Origin of the sequence: Bifidobacterium crudilactis (genome assembly GCF_000738005.1) — a bacterium.
Lineage (GTDB): Bacteria > Actinomycetota > Actinomycetes > Actinomycetales > Bifidobacteriaceae > Bombiscardovia > Bombiscardovia crudilactis.
On record NZ_JHAL01000002.1, the window covers coordinates 795,390 to 811,134 of the forward strand.

The following is a 15,745-nucleotide window of genomic DNA, read 5'->3' on the forward strand; positions in this document are numbered from 1 at the left end:
GTCTATGTGACGGTGAATCAGGCTTCAATCATGGTCATCCGCATGCAACGCATCGAATATCGCCTTCGCCTTGTTCTCCCCTATTCCATTCACCGCCTGCAGATCCTCAACACTCGCTTCCCGCATGGCCCTGACAGACCCGAAATGATTGAGCAGTTTTTTCTGGAATGCTTCGCCAACACCTGGGATTCCATCCAGCGCGGAGCGTAGCGCACCTTTTCTGCGTTTTTGACGATGATAGGTGATGGCGAAACGGTGCGACTCATCCCTTACCCGTTGCAGCAAATACATGCTTTCGGACTGACGCTTGAGAATCAGCGGATAATCCTCGTCTGGCAGCCACACCTCCTCAAGCCGTTTGGCCAGACCGCAGACGGCCACATCGGTCACGCCCTGATCGGCCATCGCTCTGGCTGCGGCGGCGACCTGCGGTTTGCCGCCATCGACCACCACCAGATTCGGCTTGTAGGCAAAACGGTGCGCCTGAACCTGCTGCTGGACGATCCCGTCGTCGGCTGACAGCTCCCCCGCATCCAATCCGGCCTGCCGTACCTGTCGTTCGTTGTCTATGCTGTCACCTGAGTCTCCGGCGACGTTGCCATGGCTGAACCGTCTGCTCAGGGTCTCGTAGATGGCTGTGGTATCGTCAACGGCGCCTTCTCCGTTGCGCCCTTTGATGGAGAAGCGTCTATACTCCGACTTTTTCGCGACCGCGTCCTCGAACACCACCATTGACGCGACCTGGAAGGCACCTGCGATGGTGTTCGAGATGTCGTAGCATTCGATGCGCAAGGGCGCCTTATCCAGACCCAATGCCGCTGCCAGGTCGTTCATGGCCTTGGTGCGTGCACCCATGTCACTGATACGGCTCATCTTGCTGCGCAGCAGTGATTGCTTGGCGTTGGCCGTGGCTCGATCCATCAAGGCGCGCTTTTCCCCCCGCAACGGCACCCTGATGTTCACCGCAGCACCGCGTTGCTTACTGAGCCAATCCTCGAGCTGCCCGGCCTTGTTCGGCTCGATGGGCAGAATCACTTCTCTTGGTATCGGAGCAATAGGTTCAAGAAGGTCATCACGTCCGGTGGTGTGCTTATGCGCCCTGCGCGACTTCGTGGCCTTGGACCTCGCCAGGCTGTCGGTCGCCGTCGCCTGCTGGGTGGCGCCGAAGGCCTCGCGTTCGGTGGATATGGAAATTCCCGAAGAGTGCCGTCCTTCCGACAATGAGTCGGATGCCGATTCCTCCGATGGCATATCGTGAGACTGCTGGGCACGTGAGGTATGCGCATCATCGGCATCCGGCATGGTATTCCCGAGGTTTCGCTCGCCATTCACCTCCTCGACCAGCGTGGAATAGACCTGGGTGATGAGATCCCCCACGAGCTCCTCATCCGATACGTCCTCCACCCGTTCGACACTCCAACTGCGTTCTCCACGTATCGAACCGGCTCTTACGAAGAATGCGTGTACGGAGGCCTCCAACTCATCGCTGGCAAGTCCGAACACATCCGCGTCGACATCTGAATCGAACACCACCGCATTCTGCTCGATCACCGTGTTCAGCATGGCAATCTGGTCACGAAGCCGGGCGGCAAGTTCGAAGTCAAGGCGTGAGCTGGCGGCTTTCATCTCTGCGGTGAGATTCGCCTGGAAACTCCTGCCAAGACGACCGGTCATCACCCCTATGAGCTGCTCGCACATCTTCCGATGTTCCTTGAGATCGATGCGCTGAACGCATGGCGCCGAGCATTTCCCTATCGAGGCCAGAAGGCATGGCCTGTTGCTGAGCTGGGCGCGCCTGAACACGCCTGGCGAACATGTGCGCACCGGAAAGCTCTTGAGCAGGGCATCCAAAGTCTGACGAACATCCCAGACCTTGGCATAGGGGCCAAAATATCGCGTATCACGACGTTTTCTGCTTCTCGTGATCCAAATCCTCGGCACATCCTCGCCTACGGAAATAGCGAGGTACGGATAGGTCTTGTCATCTCTGAACACCACATTGAAGCGGGGATCGAATTCCTTGATCCACGTGTATTCAAGCGTCAGAGCCTCGAGCTCCGTGCCGACGACGGTCCATTCAAGGCTTCGGGCGGTGAGCACCATCGTCTGAGTACGTGGATGAAGCTGGTACAGGGGTTGGAAGTAGTTGCTGAGACGGTTGCGGAGATTTTTCGCCTTGCCGACGTATATCACACGCGACTCTGCATCGCGCCACTTGTATACACCTGGTTGCGCGGGAATATCCGATGTCTTCGGTCTGAAGGTATCGCGCGAATCACCCAACAGCGGAGCTCCGTTGGCGTTAAGACCCTTTGCCTCGCCTTGATCTGCGGCGCTCCCGCCAGTTTCGGACTCAACGAGCGCGGAGGCTGTTTTCCGCCACACATCGCTGGAATGCCGCTCGAAGATGCCCGAACCCATATGACTTGGCCTTTCGCTCATTGAACGCCGAAACAGTATGTCGACCGCCGATAGCTGACCACAGCATGCTCGGGCATTGCAGTGCCGAAGCTCTATGGTCGGGCAGCACCCCGGTCTGTTGGCGCTGCCCGCAGGATGTGGTCCATCCTATGTGCACGGAACCCTATACGCTCAACCCTTCAAGGTCTGTGCGAGGAAGCGTCCGGTCCAACTGGATTTTTCGCGTGCAATCACCTCCGGCGTTCCCTCGGCCACGATGGTGCCTCCCTTGTCGCCGCCTTCAGGTCCTAGGTCGATTATCCAATCTGCGCTTTTGATGACATCCAGATTGTGCTCGATGACGATTACGGTATTGCCTTTGTCCACCAGCCCCTGCAGGACCTTCAGCAGTTTGCAGACATCCTCGAAGTGCAGTCCCGTGGTCGGTTCGTCGAGGATATAAGCGGTCGTGCCGTCGGAACGTTTCTGCAGCTCGGTGGCCAGCTTCACACGCTGCGACTCGCCTCCGGACAAGGTAGGCGCGGGCTGACCCAAACGGATATATCCAAGACCCACATCAACCAGGGTTCGCAGATATCGTGCTATCGACGGGTACGCGGAGAAGAAATCAGCCGCCTCCTCGATGGGCATATCCAGAACGTCGGCGACGGTCTTGCCGTTGTAAGTGATCTCCAGGGTCTCGCGGTTGTAGCGTTTGCCGTGACATACCTCGCAGTCGACGTACACGTCCGGCAGGAAGTTCATCTCGATCTTGAGTGTGCCGTCACCGTGGCATGCCTCGCATCTGCCGCCTTTGACGTTGAAGGAGAACCTACCCGGTCCGTATCCACGCACCTGCGCCTCAGGTGTTTTGGCGAACAACTGGCGAATCTTGTCCCACACTCCGGTATAGGTGGCGGGATTCGACCTTGGTGTACGACCGATGGGGTTCTGATCGACGTGAATCACCTTGCGCAGCTGCTGCACCCCGTCGACCCTCGTGTGCTTTCCGGGCACTATTCGTGCGCCGTTAAGCCGGTCGGCAAGAACAGGGTACAGAATCGCGTTGATTAAGGTGGATTTGCCCGAACCGGACACGCCTGAAACAACCGTGAGTACGTTCAGGGGAATATGCACGGTGAGATTCTTGAGATTGTTCTCTCGCGCACCCACAACGGTCAGCTGCTTCGTCTTGCGCACTTTTCGACGCCGTTTCGGTGTCTCGATGCTTCGCCTTCCGGCAATGTAGTCGCCGGTTATGGAGCCTGGCGCGTTGACGAGGTCCTTGGCAAGTCCCGAGAACATCACCTTGCCGCCATGTTCGCCGGCACCCGGACCGATATCCACCACCCAATCGGCCTCCATAATGGTCTCCTCGTCGTGTTCGACGACGATGAGGGTGTTGCCGAGATCGCGCAGATGATGAAGGGTCTGAATCAGGCGCTCGTTGTCACGCTGGTGAAGACCTATGGAGGGTTCATCGAGGACATACATCACGCCCACCAGGCCCGAACCTATCTGCGTGGCCAAGCGGATGCGTTGGGCTTCCCCACCGGACAAGGTGGCCGCGGCACGCGACAGTGTCAGATAGTCGAGCCCTACGTCATTGAGAAAACCAAGTCTCGCGCGAATCTCTTTGAGCACCTCTCCGGCGATTTTGGCCGCCGCACCGTCAAGATGCAGCTGACCCACCCAATCCAAGCTCTTCGCAATGGGCATATCGCAGACATCCGCTATGGAATCGTCGGCTACGGTGACTGCCAGCACTTCGGGTTTCAGACGTTTCCCCTTGCAGGTCTGGCAAGGAATCTCACGCATGTACGACTCGTAATATTGCCGCATCTGGTCCGAATCGGTTTCGTCATGTCGCCGCATCAAGGTGTGAATGACGCCTTCAAAGCCCGTGGAGTACTCTCGCAGCCTTCCCCATCGGTTCCGATACGAGACGTTCACCTTGAAATTGTGACCGTAGAGCACGGCGTGGCGCACATTCTCAGGGAGCTTCTTCCACGGTGTCTTCATCGAGAATCCAAGTTCATCTGCCAGGGCATCGAGCAGATGCTCGTAATACTCCGAGGTGCTTTTGGTTCCGCCCCAGGGTTCGATGGCCCCTTCGGACAGGGATTTATCGGGGTCGGGCACTACCAGTTCGGGATCTATCTCGAGGCTGAAGCCGAGTCCGGTGCACGCCGGGCATGCACCATAGGGGGCGTTGAAGGAGAAGGTGCGGGGTTCGACCTCGTCCAGTTCCAGCGCATGCCCGTTCGGGCAGCTTCGGTGCTCGGAAAAGGGTTGACGGCGGTTCGCGTCCTTTGCGTCGAGGTCGACGAAATCGGCGATTACCGTTCCGTGTGCCAGTTTCAATGCGGTTTCCACGGAATCCGTAAGACGCTGTCGAATACCCTCTTTGATCACCAGGCGATCGATGACCACTTCTATCGTGTGTTTTTTCTGCTTGCCCAGCTTGATGTCATCGGAAAGCTGAAGCATCTTCCCGTCGATCACCGCTCTGGAATAGCCATCCGAGCGCAAGGTTTCGATGAGTTCGACGAATTCCCCTTTGCGACCAGTCACCACCGGGGCAAGAAGCTGGAATCTGGTGCCCTCCTTGCTGCCAAGCAAGGCATCGACGATCTGCTGGGGCGTCTGGGCGGTGACCAGTTCTCCGCACACCGGGCAATGAGGCACACCGGTTCTGGCGAACAGCAACCTGAGATAGTCGTAGATTTCGGTGATGGTCCCCACCGTCGAGCGGGGATTGCGGTTCGTCGTTTTCTGGTCGATGGACACGGCGGGGCTCAGACCCTCGATGAAATCCACATCTGGCTTGTCCATCTGACCAAGGAACTGCCTGGCATATGCCGAAAGAGATTCGACATAGCGCCGTTGACCCTCGGCGAAGAGCGTGTCGAATGCCAGCGAGGATTTTCCCGATCCGGACAGGCCGGTGAACACCACCATCTCGTTACGAGGAAAGGCAAGATCCACATTCTTGAGATTGTGCTCTCTGGCCCCCTGCACGACTATCTTCCGGTCATTCGCCACATCCCCGAGATCGGCGATAAGCGATTCCTTGCCGGACACCATATGCGGGTGCTGTAGGGACGGCTCTGAAAATTTCTGCACTGTTGCTGTCTGATCCACTATCTTCCGATTCTCGCGACACTGAATGGCGTTTTCCCACGACGCGCGGCCATTACGGTCGCACAGTCAAACGAACTCCGAATATCATAACGCAATTCGCGTGTGCATTCGAACAGGTGTTCGAAATATGCGCTCTCAGAAAAGTGAACTCAACAGTTCGCTCCTACGCCTCAACATTACGGGCAGACCGAGCTGTCGGACATACGGATGGCGCATCGCAAACCCACAGCCGCAAGCGCTGCGACCAGGTACTCAGTACCCATGAGCATGGAGATAGGCGTCATCGAAACCGAAATAATGACCTATCTCGTGCAGCACCGTACTGCGAATCTGCTTGACCAGTTGAAGCTGCGTACTGCATATGCGCAGATGCGGACCTTTGAAAATCGTGATCACATCGGGTAACGCTCCCGCATATCCCCAACTGCGCCTTGGCAAGGGAATGCCCTCATACAATCCCAGGAGCTCCTCGGAACCATTGACAGGATGCTCACGAAGCTGCCGGTCGTCGGCCTCTTCGGCGACCGTGATGACGATGTTGTCGAGCACCTTGAGAAAACGTTCGGGAAGGCTGGCCAGCGCGTCATGAACCGCTGATTCGAATGCCTCGTCGGTCATCTCCATCGCCAACACCCCCTGAGCGTGCACGAGGACAGTGATATCCCACGTGGCCTGTTCATGCAAGGATACGCGAATATCGGTGCCGCGGGAGTCGCCGCTTATATCCACCCATTCGCTATGATGAGCGATTGGGTATTTTTTCATTCCACAACAAGCAAGAACAGGAAGACGGTAGAGGCATGGCTATTGAAGCGCAGGGGCTGGAAATTCGTATAGGAGCCCGCGTGCTGCTGTCCCCCACCGATTTTCATGTTTCCAAAGGCGACCGCATAGGTCTGGTCGGCCGCAACGGAGCCGGCAAAACCACGTTGACCAGGGTCATCACCGGAGATATGCTCCCCTCCGACGGCAAGGTCAGGGTATCGGGGAAACTGGGGTATCTCCCGCAATCCACGCATGTGGCAGACCCTCACCAGACCGCCATCGACCGTGTGATGAGCGCACGGGATATCGCATCGATTATCACCAGGATTCGCAAGTCGGAACAGGATATGACCAACCCGGACCCTGACATCATGGAAAAGGCCATGCGTCGCTATGACAAGGCGCAACAGGATTTCGAGAATGCCGGAGGGTATTCCGCCCAGTCCGAAGCCATCAAGATGGGTGAAAGCCTCGGTCTGGACCAGGAAGTGCTCAATCGTGAGCTCGGCACCCTCTCGGGCGGTCAGCGGCGACGCATCGAGTTGGCGCGAATCCTCTTCTCGGATGCCGACACGATGATTCTCGACGAGCCCACCAACCATTTGGATGCGGATTCCATCGAATGGCTGAAACAGTACCTCAAGCGCTTCGAAGGCGGATTCCTGGTCATCTCCCACTCGACGGAACTGCTTGACGAAACCGTCAACAAAGTATGGCATCTGGACGCGCAACGCGGAGCCATCGACATGTATGCCTTGGGGTGGAAGGCATATCTGCGTCAGCGAGTCGTCGACGAGGAACGCCGTCGGCGCGAACGCGAGGTGGCCGAGAAGAAGGCCGACCGTCTGATGAAGCAGGGTATTCGGCTCCATGCCAAAGCCACGAAGGCCGTCGCGGCCCAGAACATGATGCGACGCGCCGAACGTCTGCTGGAGAACACCGAAGATGCACAGAGAGCCGAGAAGGTCGCCGATCTGCGCTTCCCGGAACCCGCACCTTGCGGGCGCACGCCCATTATGGCCAAGGACATATCCAAGGCATTCGGCTCCAATATCGTCTTTGCAGGCATCAACCTGGCCATCGACAAAGGTTCTCGTGTGGTGATACTCGGATATAACGGTGCCGGAAAAACCACTACGCTGCGTCTGCTGGCAGGCATTGACAAGCCTGACACCGGCGAGGTCGAATTCGGTCACGGCGCGAAAATCGGTTACTTCGCCCAGGAGCACGACACCTTGGACAACAATGTCAGCGTTCTGGAGAATCTCCAACAGGTTGCCCCCAACCTCGAAGACACTCAGGCACGTTCGATACTCGGTTCCTTCCTGTTCTCCGGAGACGACGCGATGAAACCGACCTCGGTACTCTCCGGTGGCGAAAAGACCAGACTGGCCCTGGCGACTCTGGTCACGAGCAGGGCGAACGTCCTGCTGCTGGACGAGCCCACCAACAACCTCGACCCCGCCAGCCGTGACGAGATTCTCAAAGCCATCTCCAAATACGAAGGAGCGATAGTGCTGGTCACCCACGATGAGGGCGCGGTGCTTGCATTGAATCCTGAACGCGTATTGCTGATGCCTGACGGAGACGAGGATCTCTGGAACGACGGCTATCTTGAGTTGGTGGCTGAGGAGTAAGGCGTTTTTTCGGCGGTTGCACGCGGACATCTGCGCCAAACTGGCCCATTTGCACCGCTGTTACCCGTTTGTGTAGGGATTGGCGAGTAACTAAAGTCTATGACGCCAGCAGAATGGCGGTTTTCCGGCATGTCGCATAGCGCATACCAGCCTTGTCCGCGGAAATCCCTACACAAACGACAGATGCCTCGCCCAAGACTTCACGGGTACAGTAGATAAGTACCGTGCGCTCATGAAGAACGCAGATACGATGCCGATGAAGGGGGTCGCCATATGCTGTCCTCGCTTGTTGATGATGATGCTCAGGACATCGAGGGGTTTCTGACGGAGGCCTTCTCGACTGCATCGATTCGGGCTTTTGAAGAGCCCATGCTCGAAGCCGGGGTTCCGTTGATGCGTCATGCGGCTTCGCTGGTCGCCTGCACAGCCGAACGGATGATTGCCCAGTCGGGCATCGCGTTCTCGGACAGCCGCATCGCCGTGCTGGCTGGTGCGGGAAACAACGGAGGAGACGGCGTGTACGCGGCCGCCGCACTCGCCCGGTCCGGTGCCCATGTCGATGTCATCGCCGTTGGAAAATCCCTGCACTCGGGCGCTCTGGACCAGGTGCTGCACAGTGATGCGACGATTCTGGTCCTGGACGGGGACGCGCAGATTCCCGGATGCACGCTTCCTGAAAGCACCGAGGAGCAGCTCGCGCATATGAGCGAAGCATACGAGACCCTTCAGCAGGCGGATCTCATCATCGACGCGATGACCGGCATCGGAGTGCAGGGAAGCCTGCGCGGCATTGCAGCTCGCATCGCCGCGGCTCTCGGAGAATCCGGTAGGGTTCCTTCCCGTCCGGCCTTCCCTCCAGGGGCACATATCGCGCAATCCCATATGGTTCTCGCCGTCGACGCCCCGTCAGGTATCGGTGTCGATGACGGCACCTTGCCGGGACCCTATATTCCTGCCGATGTCACGGTGACCTTCGGCGCCTTGAAAGCCTGTCAGGTGCTGCCACCTGCGGCATATGCCTGTGGGCAGCTGGTTCTCGCGGATTTCGACTTCGACACCGAGCAGGAAACACCCGTCGCGGAAGTCATGTCCGCGAGGAAATGCGCTCAATCCCTGAGACTTCCGCAACTTGGGGATTCGAAATACACCCGTCGCGTGGTAGGACTCGTCACTGGGTCCGGAAGCTATCCGGGAGCCGGTATGCTCTCCACGCTTGCCGCATCGCGTGGGAACGTAGGCATGGTCAGATACATCGGTCCCGAGCGTGTTCAGGAACATATACTGCAGTCGGCTCCGGAAGTGGTGTTCGAACAGGGCAGGGTCCAGTCCTGGGTTGTTGGTTCCGGAGTCCCGGCGGAAGCGAAACCCGGCGCCCACGGAACACTCGGGGACGAGGATGCCGAGCAGATTCGCCACATCAAGGAACTGTTGCAGTGCTATGCCGCCGATGCCGTCACACTTGGCCATCCCCGCGAGGAAAACGATGATACCGGCGTCGAGGGCACAGGTAACACGGATACCCCGTCCTTGCCTCCTATCGTTGTTGATGCAGGAGCGTTGCCCTACCTCCCCCGCCATGTGCTCCCCTCCGTGGTGATCACGCCTCACGCCGGTGAACTGGCCCGCCTCCTGCAATCCTTGGGCGAGGATGTGGACGCTTCGGGCGTAAGCGACGAGGCCGTGCGCTGGGCCACGAAGGCGTGCCGGCTCACCGGAGCGACCGTACTGCTCAAAGGCGCCGTCACGGTGATTGTCGGCGATGACGGTTCGGCAGAGCCAAGGCTGATGACCGTCGGGCGTGCTCCCGCATGGCTGTCGACCGCCGGAGCAGGGGATGTTCTGGCTGGTGTGCTCGGTGCGATGCTGGCGCAGAATGCCGATACCATCGAGAAACATCCCGAACTGCTGACCGACTATGTAGCTGCAGGAGCCTATGTCCATGCTTTGACCGCGGCCGTGGCAAGCGCTTCCGCGCAGTCGGGCTGGTCTTTGCCGGTGATGGCCGACGCGGAGGATCTGCAGGCCTTCACCGATGATTTCGACAAGCGTGTTCAGGCAGTCAGCGCCGGCGATGGTCCGTCGCTCGGGCATCCGATTACCGCCGGCGATTTGATTACGGCCATACCCGAGGCCTACGCCTTGCTGCTCAGCCTCTACGACGACCCCGTACCGGAAGAAGCGACGCTATAGCCCAGCGGTTCCGCCACATGACAAGGAGAGAAGCCGAAGATGACACCGACCACAGCCACATTAATCGTCATGCGGCATGGCGAAAGCACATGGACCGATAAACGCATCAACCGTTTTGCCGGTTGGGCCGATGTTCCCCTCACTCCCAGGGGCGAGGAACAGGCACGCCATGCGTCGGCGCTGCTGTCCGACGCCGGGCTGAAACCCGATGTCCTGTTTACCTCGGTGCTGCGCCGTTCGATACACACCGCCGATATCGTGCTGGACGGCATAGATAGGCTCTGGATTCCGGTGGAACGCAGCTGGCGCTTGAACGAACGTCATTACGGAGCGTTTCAGGGCCAAACCAGGCCCGCAATGAGGGAACGCTACGGGGAAGAGCGATTCAACATGTATCGTCGCTCATACGATGTCAGACCACCTGACATCGACTCCGCATCACCGTACTTCCAGGGAAGCGACGATCGGTATTCCGCTCGATTCGCGGACGGCCTTGACGCCTTGAATCCCGCGGAGATCCGCAGTGAATGCCTGCAGGACGTCTGGCAGCGTCTTGAACCGCTGTGGCGCGCACGCATCGTTGCTCAACTGTCGCATGGCAACACCGTTCTGGTGGTGACCCACGGCTCCGTGGTGCGCTCGCTGGTCAAACATCTGGAGGGAATCAGCGATGCCGATATCGCTTCGGTCAATATCCCCACCGGAGTCCCCATGCTGTTCGACTTCTCTATTGCCTCGGATGGAACAATCCGTGCGGACGGGGCCGGACGATACCTGGACCCGGAAGCGGCGCAACAGGGCATCGCTGAAACCAGCGCCCTGGGAGCGGCGACCGCACCACTGCCTTCACCCGAGACAAGACCGTGACACCCCGACCATCGCACTGACGGTCATGGCATGCCGACACCCGAATCCGTGCGCACAGGGGTATAAGCGAGTTTCGTGTGTATATCCTCTGGTATAAATTCAATGTATGACACTGCTGCAATTGAAATACATCGTCAAAATCGTGGAATGCGGTTCGATGAACGAGGCATCCCACGAACTCTATGTTTCACAGCCTGCTCTGAGCTCCTCCGTCAAAGAGCTGGAGAACGAATTGGGTATCGAGATTTTCACCCGCTCGTCTCAGGGTATCGCACTGACCGTTGACGGCGCTGAATTCCTCACCTATGCGCGTCAGGTGCTCGACCAGTCGGCTCTGCTCGAAGAGCGCTACAAGAACGCCAAACCGCGCAAGCAGCTCTGCCGCGTTTCGACACAGCATTACATGTTCGCCGTCGAAGCCTTCGTGGAAATGATTAATTCGACCAAATCCGACGAATACGAATTCACTATACGGGAGACGCGCACCAGAGACATCATCAATCAGGTCGCGAACATGCAATCGGAGGTCGGCATCATCTACCTGTCCGATTTCAACAAGGATGTCATCGGCAAACTACTTCGCGAGAAACATCTCGAGTTCCACCCGCTCTTCCGCGCAGGACTGCATGTGTTCCTCTCACGCAACAACCCTTTGGCGATGAAGAAGAAAATCACCATGAAGGACCTGGAACCATATCCCTTCATCCAATACGAGCAGGGCGACGAGGGCAGTTTCTACTTCGCGGAGGAAGCCGTGTGGCCGGAGTACTCCCCCAAGCAAATCAATGTGACGGACAGAGCGACCATCCTCAACTTCATCGTCGGACTCAACGGGTACACGGTGTGCACGGGGATAGACAACGAGGACCTCAACACCGAGAAAATCGTGACCGTACCCTTGGACTCCGACGAGTCGATGCTGCTCGGATGGATTACCAACGAACGCGCGAAGATTTCGGCAGCTGCAGGACTGTATCTCGACAAGCTCAAAAGCGTCGTCGCCGACCACGGATACAACATCATCGAATAGCGTCGACCATCGCCGTACCACCATCGCGTCACTTGGATGACGTTACGGAGATACGGCGATGCCGTTTGTGTAGGGAGTATTTTGCAGCCGTTCTTTCGCGCGAGTTCTGATTACCGCTGTTCCGCCAATTATGAGATGTTTCTACCCCGAGATACTCAGGAATCCCTACACAATCGTTCATCCGAGAAAATTCCAGGGCGCCATACGCATCACGCGTGCTTCAGCGCGAACCGTAGGTATCCAGATAGCGTTCGGCTTGCGCCTGCACCTCACTGGTGAGGATTGTCTTGCCATCCGAAGCGGTGATATGTGATGCCGCATCGAAAATCTCACGTATGTTGGCGATGCTCAGTACGGGGAATCCGAATTCGTCCTCAACCGCCTGCACTGCCGAGATGTCGCCGTCACCGGAACGTTCCATGCGGTCGACCGACAGCACCAGACCCACCACGTTGATATTCGCTTCGGCCTTGAGCTTGGGGATGGATTCACGCACTGCGGTTCCCGCCGTCATCACGTCGTCGACCATCACCACGTTCATACCGTCGCGCAGGGCCGTTCCGACGAAGGAACCGCCGTCGCCATGGTCCTTCTTCTCCTTGCGGTCGAAGGTGTATCCGATGGGAAAGTCGTGAGCGCTCGTCAAGGCTATCGCCGTGGACACGGCAAGAGGAATACCTTTGTATGCCGGTCCGAACACGGTGTCGATGCGTTTCGGGAACAGGCCATCGGCGATGGCGTTCTGGACGACGGTGGCGTAGAACTCCCCCAGCAGCGCTATCTTCGCACCGTTGTCGAAGGCACCGGCATTGATGAAGTACGGCGATTGCCTCCCGGATTTCAACGTGAAATCGCCGAAGCGCAAGGCACCTGACTGCAGCAGAAACTGCGTGAAGCGATGTTGCAACGATGTGTCCTGTGGTGATGCCACCTCTACCATGTTTTTCCTTCCATGAGCTTCGCCGCGAGCTGCGGTCTGCTGTCCAGCAATGACTCGAGTTCCGTAGCGATGCGCAGCGGCGCAACGGGTCGAACAACGCCGCCGCTCCCACCTCAACGGCATTCGCCCCTGCATACAGAAATTCCAACGCATCCTCGCCCCGACTGATGCCGCCGATGCCGATGATGGGGATATCAGGCAGGGCCTGACGGACTCGCCATACGAACGACAAGGCGATGGGCAGTATGCACGGTCCGGACACCCCGCCGGTGGCATTCGCCAGAATCGGCTTGCCGGTCGTGATGTCCAAACGCATCCCGACCAGCGTGTTGATGAGGCTCAGAGCATCAGCACCGGCATCGACGCAGGCTCTCGCGATGGCCACGATATCCGTGACATTGGGAGAAAGCTTCACGACCATCGGCTTGTCGCTTAATTCGCGCAGTCTGCTTATCAGCCGGAAGAGGGCCAGAGGGTCGGTGCCGACCGACATGCCCCCGTGCGAGACGTTGGGACAGCTGACATTGATTTCAAGCATATCCGCCGGGCTGTCTGCCAGCTTCGCCACGACTTCGGCGTAATCGTCATCACTGTGACCAGCCACGTTGGTGACGACGGTAGCGCCCAAGGCCTTGAGCTTGGGTAACTCGTCGTGCAGGTAGTGGTCCACGCCGGGATTCTGCAGACCTACCGCATTCACCGTGCCACAAGGTGTTTCGGCGGTACGCGGTGTGGGATTGCCCTCCCAAGGCACCGGAGAGACTCCCTTGGTGCTGATCGCACCCATCTGCGATACGTCGTAGTAGGGGCCGCAGGCCGCCAGATTGAAGGTGCCCGAAGCGGTTCCCACCGGATTCTTCCAGGGGACGCCCGCCACGACGGTGGAATGCCGCCAGCGGCGTTGCGTAGTCGCGTCCAGGCAATCCTCACACGTGAGGCCGGTCCGGGCTGTGCGATGCTCCTGTTGCTGCGTCGTCGTCATGGTGTTCATACCGCCCATCCCAGATTCTCCGCCGTGAAGACCGGCCCGTCCAGACAGACCTTCTTTCGTCCGTCCACGGTATCCTGCACGCACACCACGCAGGTACCGAATCCGCATCCCATACGCGCTTCGAGACTCAGCTGAGCGGGTATGCCACGGGTCGATGCCCACTGGGCCACCGCCTTCATCATCGGATGCGGACCACAGGAGAGGATGCTGAATGCTTCGGCGTTCTGCGGGTCGGAGTCAATCACCCTGTTCAGCAAGGTGATGACATTCCCTTCCCTTTCGTCGATGCTGAGCACCTTGTCGCACAGTTCGGCGGCGAAGGCATCGGCAAAACGCGTGTCTCTATAGCCGAACAGCGCCACAGCTCCCTGTGCCGCCGGGGAATCGTGTATCTGCTGTGCCGCGTACAGCAGCGGAGGTATGCCCAGACCGCCGCCCACCAACAGAACAGTGCGCTCTCCTGACAGATCGAAGCCATGTCCCAAGGGCCCAAGCACGTCTATGCGATCGCCCGCCTCAAGCAGAGAGAAATCTCTGGTGCCGGAGCCGACGGTGGCAAATATCACACTGAAGGTATCGTCCTCGATTCCGGCCACACCGAAGGGACGCGGCATCATACGGGCGCTGTCCTGGGTGTAGAGATTGACGAACTGCCCCGCTGCGGCGTGAGTCGCGACGTATGAATCCTGAATCACCAAACGGGTGATTGTAGGCGTCAGATGCTCCACACGGAGTATCGCGGCGCTATGTCTGGGTTTGAGGAATGCGGTGCGCAAGCCGCCATCAGGCTCATCGACCTTCGTCATGTTCTGTCCTTTCCTTGTGCGGACAAGGCATGGCGCAAGGCCTCTTTCATGGAAAGGGCGGCCTCGCGTGAGGACCTGGACACAAGCGTGAAGGCATCCTCGGCTGTCAGCGTCGTGTCGTATTCAGGGCTCTTCCGCCACGATCCGATGATGCCTCGCGAGGAATTCACGACGGCACCGGAGCCGTGAACATCGAACATCGCGGCCACATCATCTGCGGAGCCGCCTTGTGCGCCGAATCCGGGTATCAGGAAGAAGGTGTGCGGCATTCGTCGGCGCAGGGCCTGCCCCGCCTTCGGGTGAGTCGCCCCCACCACTGCTCCGACTCGCGAGTATCCGTGTGCGGCGATGCTGTCATCACCCCAGGAGCTCACCAGATCTGCAACGCACTCGTAGACCTTGCGTCCGTCGGTCAAGGCAAGCTCCTGGATTTCATCGCTCGAGGGATTGGATGTGCGAACCAGCACGAACACGTCTTTGTCGCGTTTGTTGGCGGCATCGACGAAAGGAAGGATGCCGTCCGAGCCAAGATAGGGGTTCACCGTGATGCCATCCTCATGCCAGGGGGACGACTCGGACACTCCTGCGATTCCGCTGAGATGACCCGCATACGCCGCCGCTGTCGAACCGATGTCACCCCGCTTGATATCGCCGAGTACGTAGAACCCCATGCCCTGAGCCAGTGAGCAGGTCGCGATATACGCTTGGATACCCGCCGCGCCCAAGGCCTCGTACATGGCGATCTGGGGTTTCACCGCCGGAACGATGCCCTGTATGCCCTGCATTACGGCTTCGTTGAATCTGAGATAGGCCTCCGCCAGCCTCGCTGCGGAATCTGCGGATTCCGGCTGACCGTCACCCACTTGATATGCTTCGTTCCCCAGGAATTGTGATGGCAGCAAGGCCGGCGTCGGGTCCAGGCCGACCACGCTGGGATTCCCCGTTGCGGAGATCGCTTCAATCAATCCGTCCAAA

Annotated in this window: 10 protein-coding genes and 1 pseudogene; 4 read left to right on the forward strand and 7 right to left on the reverse strand. The window is 58.6% G+C overall.

Going from position 1 to position 15,745, the window contains the following annotated elements:
- Positions 1 to 24: 24 nt before the first annotated feature.
- The 3 genes from uvrC to DB51_RS05685 form a co-directional block, all read right to left on the reverse strand.
- Positions 25 to 2,442, reverse strand: coding sequence for an excinuclease ABC subunit UvrC (uvrC, locus tag DB51_RS05675; protein ID WP_423773408.1), 2,418 nt, complete (start codon positions 2,440 to 2,442; stop codon positions 25 to 27).
- Positions 2,443 to 2,592: 150 nt separating this feature from the next.
- Positions 2,593 to 5,487: an excinuclease ABC subunit UvrA gene (gene uvrA / locus DB51_RS05680; protein ID WP_084674580.1), complete on the reverse strand. Its 2,895-nt coding sequence runs from the start codon at positions 5,485 to 5,487 to the stop codon at positions 2,593 to 2,595.
- Positions 5,488 to 5,796: 309 nt separating this feature from the next.
- Positions 5,797 to 6,168, reverse strand: a complete 372-nt coding sequence (locus DB51_RS05685; RefSeq protein WP_034253928.1) for a metallopeptidase family protein — start codon at positions 6,166 to 6,168, stop codon at positions 5,797 to 5,799.
- A 176-nt stretch (positions 6,169 to 6,344) separates the two neighbouring features.
- Between DB51_RS05685 and DB51_RS05690 the strand changes: the two genes are divergently transcribed.
- From DB51_RS05690 to DB51_RS05705, 4 genes are all read left to right on the forward strand, one after another.
- Positions 6,345 to 7,946 (forward strand): ABC-F family ATP-binding cassette domain-containing protein, encoded by a 1,602-nt coding sequence (locus tag DB51_RS05690; RefSeq protein ID WP_034252454.1) that lies wholly within the window; start codon positions 6,345 to 6,347, stop codon positions 7,944 to 7,946.
- A gap of 273 nt (positions 7,947 to 8,219) precedes the next feature.
- The gene (locus DB51_RS05695; protein ID WP_051867318.1) at positions 8,220 to 10,136 is read left to right on the forward strand and encodes a bifunctional ADP-dependent NAD(P)H-hydrate dehydratase/NAD(P)H-hydrate epimerase; all 1,917 of its coding nucleotides are present in this window, start codon (positions 8,220 to 8,222) and stop codon (positions 10,134 to 10,136) included.
- 39 nt (positions 10,137 to 10,175) lie between these two features.
- Entirely contained in the window at positions 10,176 to 11,003 is an 828-nt protein-coding gene (locus tag DB51_RS05700; RefSeq protein ID WP_051867319.1) for a 2,3-bisphosphoglycerate-dependent phosphoglycerate mutase, read from the forward strand.
- Between the two features lie 106 nt (positions 11,004 to 11,109).
- Positions 11,110 to 12,033 carry a LysR family transcriptional regulator gene (locus DB51_RS05705; RefSeq protein WP_034252457.1) on the forward strand — a complete coding sequence of 308 codons (924 nt, stop codon included), beginning with the start codon at positions 11,110 to 11,112 and terminating at the stop codon, positions 12,031 to 12,033.
- A 220-nt stretch (positions 12,034 to 12,253) separates the two neighbouring features.
- On the opposite strand, the gene pyrE is transcribed toward DB51_RS05705, so the two are convergent.
- From pyrE to pyrF, 4 genes and pseudogenes are all read right to left on the reverse strand, one after another.
- Positions 12,254 to 12,973, reverse strand: coding sequence for an orotate phosphoribosyltransferase (pyrE, locus tag DB51_RS05710; RefSeq protein ID WP_034252460.1), 720 nt, complete (start codon positions 12,971 to 12,973; stop codon positions 12,254 to 12,256).
- Positions 12,967 to 13,973 (reverse strand): annotated as a pseudogene (locus tag DB51_RS10035) (dihydroorotate dehydrogenase). The gene pyrE and the pseudogene DB51_RS10035 overlap by 7 nt, the downstream one beginning before the upstream one ends.
- Positions 13,961 to 14,770, reverse strand: a complete 810-nt coding sequence (locus DB51_RS05720; RefSeq protein WP_051867320.1) for a dihydroorotate dehydrogenase electron transfer subunit — start codon at positions 14,768 to 14,770, stop codon at positions 13,961 to 13,963. The pseudogene DB51_RS10035 and the gene DB51_RS05720 overlap by 13 nt, the downstream one beginning before the upstream one ends.
- Complete coding sequence (pyrF, locus tag DB51_RS05725) at positions 14,767 to 15,744, reverse strand: orotidine-5'-phosphate decarboxylase (RefSeq protein WP_034253939.1); 978 nt, start codon at positions 15,742 to 15,744, stop codon at positions 14,767 to 14,769. The genes DB51_RS05720 and pyrF overlap by 4 nt, the downstream gene beginning before the upstream one ends.
- Position 15,745 lies beyond the last annotated feature (1 nt).